General features: G+C 73.4%; 17 protein-coding genes and 1 pseudogene. 12 read left to right on the top strand and 6 right to left on the bottom strand.

Annotated elements, in window-relative coordinates; genetic code table 11:
* Nucleotides 1–82: 82 nt before the first annotated feature.
* Nucleotides 83–451, top strand: a complete 369-nt coding sequence (locus tag ACIRSU_RS12360; RefSeq protein ID WP_403791238.1) for a DUF3040 domain-containing protein — start codon at nt 83–85, stop codon at nt 449–451.
* A 15-nt stretch (nt 452–466) separates the two neighbouring features.
* On the opposite strand, the gene ACIRSU_RS12355 is transcribed toward ACIRSU_RS12360, so the two are convergent.
* Nucleotides 467–1,411 (bottom strand): universal stress protein, encoded by a 945-nt coding sequence (locus ACIRSU_RS12355; RefSeq protein ID WP_403791236.1) that lies wholly within the window; start codon nt 1,409–1,411, stop codon nt 467–469.
* 278 nt (nt 1,412–1,689) lie between these two features.
* On the opposite strand from ACIRSU_RS12355, the gene ACIRSU_RS12350 reads away from it, so the two are divergent.
* On the top strand, nt 1,690–2,142 hold the full coding sequence (locus ACIRSU_RS12350) for an iron chaperone (protein ID WP_403791234.1): 453 nt from the start codon (nt 1,690–1,692) through the stop codon (nt 2,140–2,142).
* A gap of 193 nt (nt 2,143–2,335) precedes the next feature.
* Here the strand turns inward: ACIRSU_RS12350 and ACIRSU_RS12345 are convergent, their stop codons facing one another.
* Entirely contained in the window at nt 2,336–3,247 is a 912-nt protein-coding gene (locus ACIRSU_RS12345) for a universal stress protein (protein WP_403791232.1), read from the bottom strand.
* 316 nt (nt 3,248–3,563) lie between these two features.
* Nucleotides 3,564–3,677, bottom strand: a pseudogene (locus ACIRSU_RS12340) (DNA-binding protein); the annotation flags it as partial.
* A 260-nt stretch (nt 3,678–3,937) separates the two neighbouring features.
* Here ACIRSU_RS12340 and ACIRSU_RS12335 point away from each other — a divergent pair.
* The 4 genes from ACIRSU_RS12335 (at nt 3,938) to ACIRSU_RS12320 (ending at nt 7,266) form a co-directional block, all read left to right on the top strand.
* Nucleotides 3,938–4,798 (top strand): universal stress protein, encoded by an 861-nt coding sequence (locus ACIRSU_RS12335; protein ID WP_403791230.1) that lies wholly within the window; start codon nt 3,938–3,940, stop codon nt 4,796–4,798.
* Between the two features lie 196 nt (nt 4,799–4,994).
* Nucleotides 4,995–6,248: a DUF2254 family protein gene (locus tag ACIRSU_RS12330; RefSeq protein ID WP_403791228.1), complete on the top strand. Its 1,254-nt coding sequence runs from the start codon at nt 4,995–4,997 to the stop codon at nt 6,246–6,248.
* Between the two features lie 201 nt (nt 6,249–6,449).
* Nucleotides 6,450–7,094, top strand: a complete 645-nt coding sequence (locus ACIRSU_RS12325) for a dihydrofolate reductase family protein (protein WP_403791227.1) — start codon at nt 6,450–6,452, stop codon at nt 7,092–7,094.
* A gap of 46 nt (nt 7,095–7,140) precedes the next feature.
* Nucleotides 7,141–7,266, top strand: a complete 126-nt coding sequence (locus ACIRSU_RS12320; RefSeq protein ID WP_403791511.1) for a hypothetical protein — start codon at nt 7,141–7,143, stop codon at nt 7,264–7,266.
* 39 nt (nt 7,267–7,305) lie between these two features.
* On the opposite strand, the gene ACIRSU_RS12315 is transcribed toward ACIRSU_RS12320, so the two are convergent.
* Nucleotides 7,306–7,953, bottom strand: a complete 648-nt coding sequence (locus tag ACIRSU_RS12315; RefSeq protein WP_403791225.1) for an HAD family hydrolase — start codon at nt 7,951–7,953, stop codon at nt 7,306–7,308.
* A 135-nt stretch (nt 7,954–8,088) separates the two neighbouring features.
* On the opposite strand from ACIRSU_RS12315, the gene ACIRSU_RS12310 reads away from it, so the two are divergent.
* A complete protein-coding gene (locus ACIRSU_RS12310) occupies nt 8,089–8,487 on the top strand; it encodes a hypothetical protein (RefSeq protein ID WP_403791223.1) in 399 nt (132 codons plus the stop codon).
* A 109-nt stretch (nt 8,488–8,596) separates the two neighbouring features.
* The gene (locus ACIRSU_RS12305; protein ID WP_403791221.1) at nt 8,597–9,523 is read left to right on the top strand and encodes a hypothetical protein; all 927 of its coding nucleotides are present in this window, start codon (nt 8,597–8,599) and stop codon (nt 9,521–9,523) included.
* A gap of 46 nt (nt 9,524–9,569) precedes the next feature.
* Here ACIRSU_RS12305 and ACIRSU_RS12300 read toward each other — a convergent pair whose 3' ends face one another.
* The gene (locus ACIRSU_RS12300) at nt 9,570–10,241 is read right to left on the bottom strand and encodes a DUF6766 family protein (RefSeq protein WP_403791219.1); all 672 of its coding nucleotides are present in this window, start codon (nt 10,239–10,241) and stop codon (nt 9,570–9,572) included.
* Between the two features lie 118 nt (nt 10,242–10,359).
* Complete coding sequence (locus ACIRSU_RS12295) at nt 10,360–10,794, bottom strand: hypothetical protein (protein ID WP_403791217.1); 435 nt, start codon at nt 10,792–10,794, stop codon at nt 10,360–10,362.
* A 337-nt stretch (nt 10,795–11,131) separates the two neighbouring features.
* Here ACIRSU_RS12295 and ACIRSU_RS12290 point away from each other — a divergent pair, with 337 nt between their 5' ends.
* The 4 genes from ACIRSU_RS12290 (at nt 11,132) to ACIRSU_RS12275 (ending at nt 14,609) form a co-directional block, all read left to right on the top strand.
* The gene (locus tag ACIRSU_RS12290; RefSeq protein ID WP_403791214.1) at nt 11,132–12,544 is read left to right on the top strand and encodes a glutamine synthetase; all 1,413 of its coding nucleotides are present in this window, start codon (nt 11,132–11,134) and stop codon (nt 12,542–12,544) included.
* 103 nt (nt 12,545–12,647) lie between these two features.
* The gene (locus ACIRSU_RS12285) at nt 12,648–13,157 is read left to right on the top strand and encodes a hypothetical protein (RefSeq protein ID WP_403791212.1); all 510 of its coding nucleotides are present in this window, start codon (nt 12,648–12,650) and stop codon (nt 13,155–13,157) included.
* A 4-nt stretch (nt 13,158–13,161) separates the two neighbouring features.
* The gene (locus ACIRSU_RS12280) at nt 13,162–13,911 is read left to right on the top strand and encodes a 2OG-Fe dioxygenase family protein (RefSeq protein ID WP_403791210.1); all 750 of its coding nucleotides are present in this window, start codon (nt 13,162–13,164) and stop codon (nt 13,909–13,911) included.
* 11 nt (nt 13,912–13,922) lie between these two features.
* Nucleotides 13,923–14,609, top strand: coding sequence for a GNAT family N-acetyltransferase (locus ACIRSU_RS12275; protein WP_403791208.1), 687 nt, complete (start codon nt 13,923–13,925; stop codon nt 14,607–14,609).

The following is a 14,609-nucleotide window of genomic DNA, read 5'->3' as shown; positions in this document are numbered from 1 at the left end:
CGCATGCCCTGTGCGCGGGCACACTGAAACTGCGGACATCGTCAGGACCACCGTGTCCTCGTGTCAGGCAGAGGAGGCCGCCATGGGTCACTCCACCGACGACCGGCGTGCCCTTGCGGAGATCGAACGCCGTCTCGTGCGGGACGATCCCGCACTCGACAAGCGGATGACGACGCTGAACGCGCAGTTCCCGCAGGACCTGGGGCCTCCTGGCAGCCACGCCCTCGACCCCGGCCCCGATCCCGGCCACCACCCGGGTCCCAGCCCCGATGCCGGCTCCGGCCGCCCGCGGGCCAGCCGCCGGAAGGTCGTGCTGGTCGTCCTCGCGGTGATCGCCCTGCTCGGACTGCTCCTCACCGCGTTCCTGGGAGCCGCTTCCACGCCCTCGGACGGCGCGGATACCGGTCCGGCGGCTCTCGGAGTCTCCGCATCGGCCGACCCGGCGACGTGACCGCGAGCGTGTCGTTCACGTCTCGCCGTCCTGCGTCTCGCCGTCCTGCGTCTCGCCGCTCTGCGTCACGTCGGCCCGCGTCACGTCGGCCCGCGTCACGAAGGACGGCGGGACGATCTCCACCGGGCAGTGGGCGTGGTGGATCAGACTGTGGGCGACCCGGCCCAGGGCCGGGCCGACGCCGAGAGCCCGGTGTCCGCGGCCCATCACGATGAGATCGGTGTGACCGCTCGCCTCGACGAGGATTCCCGGGGTGCTCGTGCCCGTCTCCACGCGGTGCTCGACGGTCAGCTGCGGGTAGACCTCGCGGACGCGGTCCGCGAGCGCCTCCACCTCGTGCTCGTGCTGCCGGGCGCTGCCGATCCGGGCGAGGACGTTCCAGACGCTCACGAGCCGCAGCGCGGCCTTGCGGGCGTCCGCCTCGGCGGCGGCGAGGAGCAGCCAGCCGAGATCGTCGGCGCCGTGCACGGCCGCCGTCACCGAGCCCGTCCCGGCGCTCTCGCCGTCCGGGCGTACGACGATCACGGGCACCTCCGCGTGCCCGGCGACGCCCAGCCCCACGGAGCCGAGCATGAGGGCCGCGAAGCCGCCGAGGCCCCTGCTCCCCACCACGATGGTCCCGCGGTTGCCCCCGGCCGCCTTGAGCCCGGCGACCGGCTCCTGGCGGCTCAGTTCCCTCGTGACGTCGAGGCCCGGGAAGCGTTCCCGGACCGCGTCCGCCGTCTCGATCAGCAGGTCGCGCCCGGCTTCGCGCACGGCCTGGATCGCCTCCCCGTCGGCGTAGAAGAGGGCGCGGCGGTCGGTGTCGGCGGCGTGGACGAGACGCAGCGGGCGGCCACGGCGGTCCGCCTCCGCGGCGGCCCAGAGCACGGCCGTGCGGGCGGCCGGGGAGCCGTCGACGCCCACGACGACGGTGCCGAGCTCCGGCCGGGCGGGGATCTCCGGGATCTCACTGTTCATGGTGCCTCCTCCGGACTGCCGGCCCGGGTCCCGCGAACACGTTCTCGCCTACGGCACCATGGTCCACCTCTCACGCCGGCCGCGCGCCGGACGTGCCGTGCCGAATTCCCGCGATTCCCGTGCTTTCCGTGGATTCCGTGGTTCCCGTGGATTCCGTGGGCACCTTTCCGTGGTCAGCACGGAGGCGGCTCCGTGGCCGGGCGGGTGAAGATGTGATCACGCCGATCGGGTGGGGCCGGAGCCGCCGGCCGGCCGGGACGACGACCACGGGAGGAACCATGACCAGCGGCGAGAAAAGCGCGTACGAGGGGTTCACGGCCGAGGAGCGGGCCGCGATGAAGGAGCACGCCAAGGAGACGAAGGCCGCGGCCCGCCGGGCGTCCGCCGCGGAGAAGGCGGCCCTGGCCGAGCAGGACGTCCTCGCGAAGATCGCCGAGATGCAGGACTCGGACCGGATCATGGCCGAGCGGGTCCATGCCGTCGTCACGGCCAACGCCCCGGTCCTCGCGCCGAAGCTCTGGTACGGGATGCCCGCCTACGCCCGGGACGGCGAGGTCGTCTGCTTCTTCCAGAGCGCGGAGAAGTTCAAGGCCCGCTACGCCACGCTCGGCTTCAGCGACCAGGCGAACCTGGACGAGGGCACCATGTGGGCGGCCGGATTCGCCCTGACGGAGGTCACCCCCGAGGTCGAGGAGCGGATCGCCGCTCTGGTGAAGCAGGCGGTGAGCTGAGGCGCCGCCGGCGCCCGCCCCTCCCCGTGACCGGCCGCGGGCTCCCCGCCTCCGCGCCTCCTCGTGCCGCTACCCGCCGGCCACGGGCGCGAGGCCGAGGCCGGTGAGCGCGGCGCGGCCGGCGGCGTGACCAGTGGGGACCGCCCGGGGCGCCGCCTGCGGGCGGGCTGCCGGGCGCGGGGCACTGGTTGGTTCAGGTCCGTTCCCGCGCTTCCCGGGCGGCGAAGTCGGGCGGGACGATCTCCACCGGGCAGGGGGAGTGGTGGAGCACGGTGTGGGCGACCCGGCCGAGGGCCGGCCCGACGCCCAGGGCGTGGTGTTCCGCGCCCAGCACGAGGAGGTCGGTGTGCGCGCCGGCCTCGACGAGAGCCCCGGGGGTGCTGGTGCCGGGCTCGACGTGATGGCTGACGGTCAGCTCCGGGTAGGCACGCCGGACGAGGTCGGCCAGCCCCTTCACCTCCAGGACCCTGGCCCGGGCGATCTCGTCGAGGTCGTCGAGCATGGTGGCGACGCTGCCGACGTGGGTGAGCACGTTCCACACGCTGAGCAGCCGCAGTGATGCCTTGCGCGCCCGGGCCTCGGCCGCGGCGACGGGCAGCCAGCCGAGATCGGAGGCGCCGTGCACGGCCGCGGTGACCGATCCCGCCTCCGGCCGGTCGCCGTCGCCGCGCACCACGACCACGGGCACGGTGGCGCGGGCGGCGACGCCCAGTCCGACCGAACCGAGCATCAGGGACGCGAACCCGCCGAGGCCCCGGCTGCCCACCACGATCGTGCCCTGGCGGCCGGCTGTGGCGGTGAGTCCGGCGACCGGCTCGAGTCCGCTCAGTTCCTCGACCACGGTCAGGCCGGGGTGGCGGTCCCGAAGCGCCCTGGCCGTTTCGCGGAGCAGCTCACGACCCTCCTCGCGTACGGTCCTGAGGTCCTCCGCCGGGAAGTAGAGGCTGCTCCGGTCGGTGTCCGCGGCATGGACGAGATACAGGGCCCGGTCGCGGCGCTGCGCCTCGTCGGCGGCCCACAGGGCGGCTTCCCGGGCGGGCGGGGAGCCGTCGACCCCGACGATCACGGTGCCCAGTTCCGGGCGGACGAGGGTCTGGCTGGTCATGTCTCCTCCTCGGGAGTACGTCCCGAGGGCGGGGAACGCGTCTCGGGACGCCCCAGGTGCGCCACCTTCCACGCTGGCACCGCGCGGGACGCCGGGCCAGGGTCCCGTCGGCCCCGATCGAGCCCGGTCGGCCTCTCTGCCCGCGCGCCGCCGCGCGAAGGGCCGGACGCCGGTCCCGGGGGACCGGCTGCGTCACGCTGCTCCGGGGGGCACCGGGTGCCGCCGGCGGAGCGCCCGGAGCAACCTCGACGACGATGCGCCGGCCGCTGCCCCGGCGCGGGGAGAGCACCATGACGGTGTCCCGGCCCTTCCCCGCCCACGGGGTCGTGTGCGTCGACTCCCGCAGCCGCCGCGCCTCGGACTCGTCGGTGACGCGGCGGACCGGGCCCGCGACGAGGACGCTCCAGCCCTGGCTGAAGGCCTCGTCCAGGCGGTCCGTCTCGAAGGCGATCTCGGTGCCGTCGTACGGGCCGGTGCGGCGTCCGGCGCGGTGATGAAGACGACGTCCTCCCGCGCGGTCTCGTGGTGGACGGGGAGCACGACGGGTCCGTCGGCGATGGTGTCGCTCAGAACTGGTCCGCGGGGTGGGGCGCCCCGGATGATGGAGGTCCGGCGCTTCGCTTTCGCTTTCGCTCGCGCGCGAGTGCCGACGGCGTGGTGGACGGCGTCATACGAGGAAGGTGACCGGCCATGGCACGGAGCATCGTGGTCGGCCTCGACGGTACGGAGCAGGCGGACGCCGCCGCCGAATGGGCGGCCGACGAGGCGCTGCTGCGCGGCGCCGGGGTGCATCTGGTGCACGCGGAGGAGCCGTCGCCGGAGGTGCTGCTGCCCTTCGTGTCGCGGGAGCCCGACGAGCACTGGGCCGAGGAACTCCTCGCGCGCGCCGCCGACGGGCTGCGCGGGCGCCACCCTGGTCTGTCGGTGACTACGCGGCTGCTGCCCGCCGGCTCCGGCCCGGTTCCCGGCCTCGTCGCGGCGGCCGGGGAGGGCGAGCTGCTGGTCCTCGGCTCGCGCGCGCTCGGCAGCGTGGGCGGGTACCTGCTCGGCTCGGTCGGTCTGACGGTCGCGGGCCGGGTCGAGTGCCCGGCCGTCCTCGTCCGGGCGCAGGGCGTGCCGGCCCCGGAGGGCCCGGTGGTCGTCGGTGTCGACCTGCGCCAACTGGTCGACAGCGTGCTGGATTTCGCCTTCGAGGAGGCCGCCCGACGGCGCGCCGGTCTGCAGGTGGTGTACGCCCAGGAGCTTCCGCTCTCCGCGGGCCTGGGGCCCGCGATGGTGCCGGACATCCGGCCGGCCGTGGCCCCCGAGATCAATCGTTCGCTCGACGAACTCCTCAAGCCGTGGCGGACGAAGCACTCCGGCGTCACGGCGGTTTCCCGCGTGGTGACCAGATCGGCCGGAGTGGAGCTGGTGGACGCCGCTCACCAGGCGTCCCTCGTGGTCGTCGGCCGGCGCACCCGGCGCTCGGTCCTCGGCGCGCACATCGGCAGCGTGGCCCACGCGGTCCTGCACCACAGCCTCGCGCCGGTCGCACTCGTCCCGCACGACTGAGCCGCGCGAGCCCGGCATACCGGTGGAGCGGGCCCCAGGGGGTCGGGTGCGACCGTCGGAACCGGGCCGCGGAACCGGGCTGCGGAACTGGGCCGCCCGGGCGGGGCCGTGGCCCGGGTGGGCATGTCGCCTTGCCTCGGCTCCTTCGCACGCCGAGCGTTTCCTCACCGAGCCCCGCGCGTGATCGGAGACCTCAGTGGACGTCCCCCCGAGGATGCTGTTCGGTCCGGACCGGTCGGCCGAGCGTGTCGTACGGCCCCGGCGCGCGCTCCGCGCGGGGGTCGCCCAGGTCGTCGCGGCGGCACTGGGGCTCGTGCTGGGGCTGACGCTTCCCGCGATCGACGGCGGGTACCGGGTGACCGCGGATCGGACCGTCGATGTGCTGAAGGTCGCCGGCGTGGGAGTGCTGAGCGTCGCGACGCTGTTCTTCTCCCTGTTGTTCCTGGTCGTGCAGTGGGCGGCCGGCAACTTCAGTCACCGCCTGGTGCTGTTCCGGTCCGATCCTTCGGTGTGGCGGGTCTTCGCCCTCGTGGTCGGAGTCCTGGTCTTCTCGGTCACCGCGACCCTGGCCGTCGGCTCGGAGCGCACGACGTCCGTGGCCGTTCCCGTGACGGCTCTGGTCCTGTCGGCCGGCGCTCTGGTGCTGGTCCGGCGACTCCTGCTGAACGCCCTGCGCTCCATCCAGCTCGCCCATGTCCTCACCGACGTACGGGAACGGGGGCGTGCCGTACTGCGGGCCATCTATCCGCCGACGGGCGGCGGCGCGGGCAGCGGCGAACGTGACGGCGCCGCCGCGGGGCGACTGCCCGCGGTGACGTCGACCGTGGCGTGGACCGCCGGCTCCGCCCTCGTCGCCCAGGTCGACGTGCTGCGGCTGGTGCGTACGGCGGCCCGGGCGGAAGCGGTCGTGGTCCTCACGGTGCCGGTGGGGGCGCCCGTCTACCCCGGTGACGTGGTGGCCGAGGTGCGGGGCGGCCGCGCTCCCGAGGCGGAGGTGCTCCGGGCGGTGGTCCCCGGCACCGAGCGGGCGTTCCACCAGGATCCCGGCCTCGCGTTCCGCCTGTTGTCCGACATCGGGCTGCGCGCGCTCTCCCCCGCCGTCAACGATCCCGCGACCGCCGTCCAGGTCCTGGACGCCGTCGAGGACCTGCTCCGGCTGATCGCGGACGCGGACCTGGGCGCCCGGTCGATCGCCGACGAGTCGGGCGCCGTCCGGGTGGTGATGTCCCTGCCGAGCTGGGAGGAGCTCCTCCGGGTCGGTTTCGACGAGCTGTGCCGTGCGGCCTCGGACGCGCCGATGGTGCTGGAGCGCGCCCACGAACTGCTCGTCCGCGTGAAGGCGGTGGCCCGGGAGGAGCGCCTGGCCTCCCTGGACGAGCGGCTGGCATGGGTGGAGCAGGAGTTCTCGGGGAGGCATCCGGCGTTCCTGTGGGGGGCCGGCGACCGCTGACCTCCGACGGGTGTACGGGGCTGGGCGCACCGGCCGCTGCGTGACGCCCGCCCGGGCCGGGCCCCAAGCACCGGCCGCTGCGTGACGCCCGCCAGGGCCGGTCCTCCCGGCCCGGATTCCGGCCGGTCGCCTGCGCGCCGATGAGTTTTCGCTGCCCGGGCGGTCTCACCATTGTTGTCCGACAGAACGCGGGAGGAACACATGGCTCAGCTGTTGCGAGTGCAGAATTTCAACGTGTCGAGTGACGGCATCGGCGCCGGTGAGGACCAGACCCTGGAGCGGCCGTTCGGTCACGTCGAGCCGGAGAGGCTGTTCGCCTGGGCCGGGGCCACGGCGAGCTGGCCCATGCGTACCGACCCGGGCGGCAGCCGGGGCCTGGACGACTACATGACGCGGGACTTCTCCCGGAACATCGGTGCCGAGATCATGGGCCGTAACAAGTTCGGGCCCCAGCGCGGGCCCTGGAAGGACCACGAGTGGCGCGGCTGGTGGGGTGACGAGCCCCCGTTCCACACCCCCGTGTTCGTCATGACCCACCACAAGCGTCCGTCGTTCACACTGTCCGACACCACGTTCCACTTCGTCGACGGCGACCCGGCCGACGTCCTCGAACAGGCACGGGAGGCGGCGCAGGGCAAGGACGTCCGGCTCGGCGGAGGGGTCAGCATCATCCGGGAGTTCCTCGACGCCGACCTCGTCGACACGATGCACGTGGCGGTCTCGCCGGTGAAGCTCGGCTCGGGTCTGCGGCTGTGGGAGTCCCCGGACGAACTGCTCGACCGGTTCCACCTGGACGTCGTGCCCAGCCCGAGCGGCGTGACGCACCACCTGTTCTGGCGGAAGTGACGGGTCCTCGGGGCGTCCTCAGCACGGTCTCGGAGTAGCCCCAGGGGTGGCCCCGGGCGGCGAACGGCCTCCCGGGGCCGCCCTGGTGCAGGTGCGGATCGGCACGGTCGCCTCCGGCAGCGGTGGCATCCACTGCTCCACCCACGACCAGCCCGGCAAGCCCGCTGCCTGAGCCACCGGCCGAGCCTCCACCCGGACCGGCGACCGGCGACTACCCGCGGACGAGCTCGGGGAGTTCGCGCATGTCGTGGAAGACGGTGGTGTCAGGGCCTTCGAGCCGCTCGGCCGGAGTGAGGCCGCCGGCATAGCCGAAGGCGCGCATGCCGGCGGCGCGCGCCGCCTCCACGCCGGGGCGGCTGTCCTCGACCACGACGCAGGCCACCGGATCGACCCCCATCTGCCGGGCGGCGTGCAGGAACAGGTCCGGGGCGGGCTTGCCGCGGGAGACTTCGGTGGCGCTGTAGATGCGACCGTCGAAGTGGGCGTAGAGGCCGGTGCGGCCGAGGGTGTGGCGCATCTTGTCGTGGGAGCCGCTGGACGCCACGCAGGTCGGCAGGGTGATCGCGGCGAGCGCCTCGGGCAGTCCGTCGACGGGCGTGAGTTCGGCGTCCACGGCTTCGCGGTGCCGCTCCTCGAAGCGCTCCGACCAGATCGCGGCGGTCCGTTCGCCGAGCCGGGCGGCGACCTGATCGCGGATGGCGGCGTGCGAACGGCCGATGAAGCGGTCGACGACCTCTTCTTCGGTGAGCGGCCAGCCGAGTTCGGCGCCGAGGGCGACCTGGACGCGGGCGGCGATGCGTTCGCTGTCGACCAGTACACCGTCGCAGTCGAATATGACGAGTTCAATCGGCTTGATCATCCCGGCAGCATAGGAGGTCTCCCGGCGCGCGGGTCGCGCGCTTTCGTCCAATACGCCAGGTGGGTCCCGCCGCGAGAGTGATGTCTGCCGTCACATTGACCAGGACGGCATTCTCGGCAAGAAGGGGAACTCCTCATGAAGAAGCTGAAGGCCGCGCTGGCCGTCGCCGGTGTCGTCGCCACCTCCCTGGTGGCGTTCGCTCCGACCGCTTCGGCGGCGGACGGCTGCCAGCGGGACTGGCTGACCGCGGGTCACTGGGGCACGTACAGCGTCGTGCAGAAGTCCGGCAGCGGCTGCCACGACGTGCAGGTGACCGAGGCGTGGGCGTCCGGTGGCGCCAGCGGCGACTCGTACCGCGCGCAGTACGTCAACTCCTCGGGTTCGTGGACGTGGGCCTCGCGCCCGTACCAGTGGATCCCGAACGGCAGCTACTCGGTGAACCAGTACATCCTGATCTCCGACCTGACCACGGGCCGCTACTTCGGCGTCTCGGCGTACAACACCTACGGCAGCGCCGTGCAGGTCGCCCACTGACCTTCCCGGTCGTACATCGTCGCGTGCCCGGCCGTCCGCAAGGCGGCCGGGCACCGCACGACGCACACGCAGGCCCCACACGCACACGCACAACGGAGGTTCGGGGACGATGCCCCGCCGCAACCCGCTCTCGCGCGCGGCCGCCCTGACGGCGCCGCTCCTCGTCGCGGCCGGTGTCCTGGCCGGTCTGACCGCCTGTTCCGGCACGACCGGCCCGGACGAATCGACCGGGTCGTCCGGCACGACCGCCGCCCCGGCGCAGGACGGGCGTGCACAGCGCCCCTCCCCCACCGTCACGGTTCCGGTCACCTCCGCCATGCCCGCGGACGTCGCGGACATGGTGCTTCCGACGACGGGCGTGCAGACCCGCTGGACGCAGGGGCTCGACGCCTTCGGGCGGCTGGCCGCGGACACGGCCGTACGGGGGTGCCTGACCGAGCGGAAGACGCCCGCTCCGCCGCACGAGCCGCCGGCCTTCGTGCGCTTCTCCGACATCCCCGACCTGCCGTTCATCGCGCGCAACGGCTTCAACGGCGTGATCGTCCCCGGCGCGGCCGACAGCTCGAAGGACCGCCCCGCCGAGGGAGGCGCCGGGCAGGAGGTCCAGGAGCGCTGCATGCAGACGGGCATGGCCGTGGACCAGGGCCTGCGCTCGCTGTACCTGAAGGTGCAGGGCCAGTGGTTCCAGGAGGAGTCGTCGCTGCGCAACCACCCCCGGGTCGTCGCCGCCCTCCGGGGCTTCGGCCCGTGCCTGGCCGGGCACAAGGTCGAAGCGCGGGACGAGAACGCCTTCTTCGCGCTCGTCGACCAGCGACTGCAGGCGGGCGACACCGCCGGCGAGCACGCCCTGGCCGGCGCGTACGCGGTCTGCATGAAGCCGGTCGAGGACGTCCGCTCCGAGCTGCGCAAGCCCCTCGCGGCACGCTTCCGCGCCGATCACCGCGAGGAGATCGCGGCGCTGAACACCGCCCTGCCCGCGAAGATTCACGAGCTGGAGCGGCGCTACTCCGTCCGGATCTCCTTCCCGGCGCTCTGACCGCACAGCCCTCGCGGATCAGCCCTCGCGGATCAGCCCTCGCGGATCAGCCCTCGACGCCCGTGGCGGAGTGGGCCGAGCCGACGGGCTTGGATTCCGGGGAACCGCGCTGGCGGAGGTAGACGGAGAGAATGGCCATGGCGCACACCGCCAGGAGTTCGGACTGCCAGTTCTGCAGCGAACGGTTCCAGAAGTCGGCGGAGGCGAGGTAGGCGCTCCAGTCGATCGGAGCCTGGAGCTGGCGCAGCCGCGTGTCGTTGTAGGCGGAGACGCCGGAGACGGACTGGGCGAACCAGGAAAACACGAAGAAGACGGCCATGGTGAGGCCGAGCGAGCGGGAGTAGAGGGCCTGCCGCCAGTCCTTCGTACCCGCCCAGCGGGGCGACTCGGGCCGGGCGTGCTCGCCCATCCGCTGCTCGCGCTCGGACTCGACGCCCGCGTTGTCCAGGGGTTTCGACTCCGGCGAGCCCCGCTGGAGGAGGTGGACGGTCCCGAAGATGTAGAGGAAGAACTGCAGGAACTCGGACTGCCAGTTCTCGGTGACGTCGACCGCGAAGTCGGACGACATGAGGTAGTCGCCGAGGCCGATCTGCTGGAGCCCCTGGACGGCGAGCTGCTCGTTGAACTCCGCCCGGCCGGAGACCGCCTGCGCGGCGAGGACGATCAGGAAGGCCGTCCCGAACGCCAGGGACAGGCTGTTGGCGCGCCAGAAGGACATGTGCTCCTTCCGGCCGGCGCCGCGCTCCGCCGTCACCGGTGCAGCGCTCCGATCACGGTGAAGTAGCAGAGCCCGCCCAGGATGGTCAGGACGCAGGTGGCAAACACTGTCCTCATGGTCAGGATCCCTTCAGGGAGCACTGGTACGGCTCGTCTTCCGAGCCGGCGACACAGCCGGCCGCGGTGACCTTCCAGCCGCGGTCGAACTGCGAGAGGAACAGCGTGTCCCGCTCCATCCGCAGCAGCGCCTGGCGGCCGTAGACCTGTACGTCGCGCGCCGCGCCCGGGCGCGGCAGGCCGAGCGAGTGCAGGGCCGGGCCGCAGGGCCCCTTGCCCTCCTCCTCGACCTGGTCGCGGGTGCCGGGGGCGAGCAGCTCGCAGCCGGCCCGGTAGTCTCCGGCCGCCAGCGCCGCCGCGAACTTCAGGCCGGCATCCGTGGCGCCGTCCTCGCGGGCCGCCGAGGCGCCGCATCCGCACAGGAGGGCAGCGGCGAGCAGGGCGCCGGTCAGGGCCCGGGCTGCCCGCGGCCGCAGGGTCGAGAGGATCGTCACCACGGCCCCACCCTGCCCGGACGGCGACCGGCGGACGGAGCCGGTCGGCCGAATGCGCGACAGGCGTCACTCGATCGGGCGGCGGCTCCTCGGCCTCGACGACCACGACCAGGCGGAGTGAGCGACGAGGCGGAGTGAGCGACGAGGCGGAGTGAGCGACGAGGCGGAGTGAGCGACGAGGCGGCGCGGCCGGCCTCGGTGAGGATGAGCGCGAGCGCGAACTCCCGAGGCGTGGAGAGAAGACAGACGTAACGCGGTGACCCCAGGTCACAGCTCGGACTCCGCCGGCCGGCGCGTGGCGATCTGTCGCACCGGGCCGATCTGCTGGACCATGCGGGGCATGGAGGCTTTGGCCGGGACGGTGCGGGAGCTCGAGCAGGCGGGGGTGCGGCTCGTCGCGCTCGGGTGGGTGGACAGTGCCGGGATCAGCCGGGTCAAGGCCGTGCCGGTGCGGCGGCTGGGGCACGCCGCGCGGTGGGGCGTCGGCATGGCACCCGTGTTCGACTCGTACCTCGTCGACGACACGCGGGTGGTCGACGAGACGCACGGCGGCCCGGTCGGCGATCTGCGGCTGATGCCCGACCTCGCGCGGCTGGTGCCGCTCGCCGCGCAGCCGGGGTGGGCGTGGGCGCCCGCCGACCGGTACGGGCAGGACGGGGCGCCGTACCCGGGGTGTCACCGGACGTTCGCGGCGCGGATGGTGCGGACGGCCGAGGAGTCGGGGCTGCGGCTGCGGATGGGCTTCGAGACGGAGTGGACGGTCACGGCGGAGAACGGCTCCACGGGTGGCTCCCCGGACGGCTCCCCGGGTGGTTCCCCGGGCAGTTCGTCGGGTGGTTCCCCGGGCGGCTCCCGTTCCGGCCCCGGGCCCGCGTACGGGCTCACGCGGCTCGTCGGCGCCGGGCCGTACCTGCTCGACGTCGTGGACGCTCTCACCGCGCAGGGCGTCGACGTGCTGCAGGTCCATCCCGAGTACGAGACGGGGCAGTACGAGGTGTCCACCGCGGCGGAGGACCCCGTCGGGGCGGCGGACAGCGCCGTACTGGTCCGCCACACGCTGCGTGCCGTGTCCCTGCACCACGGTCTGGCCCCCTCCTTCGCGCCCCTCACCACGGTGGACGGTGCCGGCAACGGCGGCCATCTCCACCTCAGCCTCTGGCGCGAGGGGCGCAACCTGCTGCAGGGCGGCGACGGGCCGCACGGCATGAGCGCGCAGGGCGAGGCGTTCCTCGCCGGGATCCTCGCGGCCCTGCCCGCGCTCACGGCCGTCGGCTGCCCGAGCCCGGCGAGCTATCTGCGGCTGGTCCCCGGGAACTGGGCCGGCGCGTACCAATGCTGGGGGCGGGAGAACCGGGAGGCGGCGCTGCGCTTCATCACCGGGATGGCGGACGAGCGGGCCGAGGCCGCCAACGCCGAGCTCAAGTGCTTCGACCAGGCGGCGAACCCGTACCTCCTGGTGGGCGCGGTCATCGCGGCCGGGCTGGGCGGTGTCGAGGCGGGTCTGCGGCTGCCGCCGGAGTACGTGGGCGACCCGGCGCGCGCCGAGCCCACCGCTCTCGCCGCCCAGGGCGTACGACGCCTGCCGGGCAGCCTGGCCGAGGCGACCGAGCACCTCCGCGGGAACGCCCGGCTGCGCAGGGCCATGGGCGACCGGCTGATGGACGCCGTGCTGGCCGTACGGAGGGGCGAGAGCGAGTTGTTCGCCGGGCGCACGCCCGAGGAGATCGTCGAGGCCACGCGCGAGCGGTACTGACCCCCGTAGCCTCCGTGCGCCCTCGATGCGCTCATCGTGCGCCCTGGCAGAGCGCGGGCCGCTTGGTCATCCTTGCGGCCGGACGCAGCCAGACGGGGGTCCCATGCAACCATCCGACTACATCGCCGCGCTCGCCGTCGTCATCTCCGTCGCCGCTTCCTGGCTCGCGTACTACGCCTCCATGAAGAGCCACCAGACGGCGACGAAGAGCCACGAGGCGAGCTCGTACCACGCGGGAACCGACCTGTTCATGCAGTTGGACCTGGTGTTCGTCGAGTACCCGCACGTCCGCCCGTACTTCTACAACGGCAAGACGCTCAGCGAGGACGACGCGTCCTACCACCGGGTGCAGGCGGTCGCCGAGCTGATGCTCGACGTCTTCGAATGGATCTGGCACCGGCGTGAGGGGATATCGGACGTGGACCGGCAGGCCTGGGCCGACTACGTCGGCTCGATGTTCGCGCTCAGCCCGGTGCTGCGCGACTACCACCTCGGCCATCTGGCCTGGCATCCCACGATCACGGATCTCTACTTCGCCCAGGGCGAGTTCGCAGGCATCACCTTCCCGCAGCAGCAGCATCATCAGCAGCAGCGATCACGCGAAGGGGCGTGAGGCCGTGCGACTCGGCGTGACAGTGGCGGACGACGTGAACCTGGTGGGGGCGATCACCGCGCGCGGCTATCGCCTGGTCGAGGGCGCGGAGTTCCGGCTGGACGAGGCGGCGGAGCGGGCCTTCGCGGCCTTCCGCGCCGCCTGGGAGAACCTTCCCCTGGACGCCTACCTTCCGGGCGGGGCGACGTACCGGCGCCGCCGGCACGCCAAGTTCCTCCTCATGGAAGGGCGGTTGAGCCGGATCCACGGCACCGGATACCACCAGACCGCCGAGGCGAACCCCCTCATCGGCGGGATGGTGCGCGAGCTGGCCCCGTTCCGGGACGCCGAGGCGTCCGACCCCTTCTTCCTCGCCCTGCTCCACCACAACGCGTCCGTCTTCGACACCTGCGCGGGGCCCACGGCCCCTCCCGCCTGGGAGGTCGACGCCCATCTCGTACGCGTCACGGCGCGCCCCGGCTCGCCCGGCCTGCCCTCGCCCGAGGGCCGGCACCGCGACGGATTCGACTACATCGCACTGCACCACATCGCCCGCCACAACGTCACGGGCGGCCGCACCACCGTCTACGGCGCGGACCCCGCGTCCCCGACCTCCCCACCCCTCACCGAGCGCACCTTCACCGCCCCGCTGGACAGCCTGTACGCGGAGGACGCCCGCGTCCTGCACGACGTGAGCCCGCTCGGACAGGGCCCGCGACAGGGTCCGGGCCACCGGGACATGCTGCTGATGAGCTTCACCGCCCGCCGGCAGTAAAGTCCCCGGTCGTGAAGATATCGACGCTGTGGCACAGGGCCGCACGCCGCACGCCTCTCGTGCCCGACCGGTGTGATGGCGGCTACCACGTCCTGCGCACCGCGCGACTGGTGCTGCGCACGCCCCGGGATCATCTGGACGCGGCGATCGGCGAGGCGGTCGCCGCCGACACGGAGGCGCAGCGATGGCTCGGCTGGCCCGCCGAAAGCGTCATCGGCAGCCGGGTGGCCGAGCACCTCCTCGGCATCGACGACGACAACCGCGCCGAACGCCTGCGCTCCTTCCGCGCCCCCGTACGCCGGCGCCTGGCCCGACGGCTCGTGCCCGCCGACGACAACCCGGGGCACGCGCTGTTGGCCGTCGACGCGGTGACCGGCCGCGCGGTGGGGATGAGCTCGGTCACGCTGGACGAGACGACCATCGGCCTCCAGATCGCCCCCGCGTACAGGCGCCAGGGCCTGGGCACCGAACTCGCCCGGGCGACGGCCCGGTTCGCCCACGACCACCTGGGCCTGGAGCTCGTACGGGCCGCCACCGAGAAGTCGAACGACCACTGCCGCCAAGCCCTGACCACCGCCGGCTTCCTCCCCTGCGACGGCCCGGCCCGGCACACCCTTCCCGACGGAAGGATCATCGACTCCGTCTGGTACCAGCACGGCCCGAACGAGCCCACCCTCTGCACCACCCGCCCGGCCTGA

It is taken from the genome of Streptomyces sp. NPDC101160 (assembly GCF_044768205.1).
GTDB lineage: Bacteria > Actinomycetota > Actinomycetes > Streptomycetales > Streptomycetaceae > Streptomyces.
Note: the sequence above shows the minus strand (reverse complement) of the source record. Positions and strands in the feature narration are given on the sequence as shown.

What these genes read in the sequence shown, in the direction of transcription:
- ACIRSU_RS12360 (WP_403791238.1), top strand. Translation starts at nt 83, where the DNA reads ATGGGTCACTCCACCGACGACCGGCGTGCCCTTGCGGAGATCGAACGC.
- ACIRSU_RS12285 (WP_403791212.1), top strand. Translation starts at nt 12,648, where the DNA reads ATGCAACCATCCGACTACATCGCCGCGCTCGCCGTCGTCATCTCCGTC.
- ACIRSU_RS12355 (WP_403791236.1), bottom strand. Translation starts at nt 1,411, where the DNA reads ATGAACAGTGAGATCCCGGAGATCCCCGCCCGGCCGGAGCTCGGCACC.
- ACIRSU_RS12350 (WP_403791234.1), top strand. Translation starts at nt 1,690, where the DNA reads ATGACCAGCGGCGAGAAAAGCGCGTACGAGGGGTTCACGGCCGAGGAG.
- ACIRSU_RS12305 (WP_403791221.1), top strand. Translation starts at nt 8,597, where the DNA reads ATGCCCCGCCGCAACCCGCTCTCGCGCGCGGCCGCCCTGACGGCGCCG.
- ACIRSU_RS12345 (WP_403791232.1), bottom strand. Translation starts at nt 3,247, where the DNA reads ATGACCAGCCAGACCCTCGTCCGCCCGGAACTGGGCACCGTGATCGTC.
- ACIRSU_RS12335 (WP_403791230.1), top strand. Translation starts at nt 3,938, where the DNA reads ATGGCACGGAGCATCGTGGTCGGCCTCGACGGTACGGAGCAGGCGGAC.
- ACIRSU_RS12300 (WP_403791219.1), bottom strand. Translation starts at nt 10,241, where the DNA reads ATGTCCTTCTGGCGCGCCAACAGCCTGTCCCTGGCGTTCGGGACGGCC.
- ACIRSU_RS12290 (WP_403791214.1), top strand. Translation starts at nt 11,132, where the DNA reads ATGGAGGCTTTGGCCGGGACGGTGCGGGAGCTCGAGCAGGCGGGGGTG.
- ACIRSU_RS12310 (WP_403791223.1), top strand. Translation starts at nt 8,089, where the DNA reads ATGAAGAAGCTGAAGGCCGCGCTGGCCGTCGCCGGTGTCGTCGCCACC.
- ACIRSU_RS12315 (WP_403791225.1), bottom strand. Translation starts at nt 7,953, where the DNA reads ATGATCAAGCCGATTGAACTCGTCATATTCGACTGCGACGGTGTACTG.
- ACIRSU_RS12325 (WP_403791227.1), top strand. Translation starts at nt 6,450, where the DNA reads ATGGCTCAGCTGTTGCGAGTGCAGAATTTCAACGTGTCGAGTGACGGC.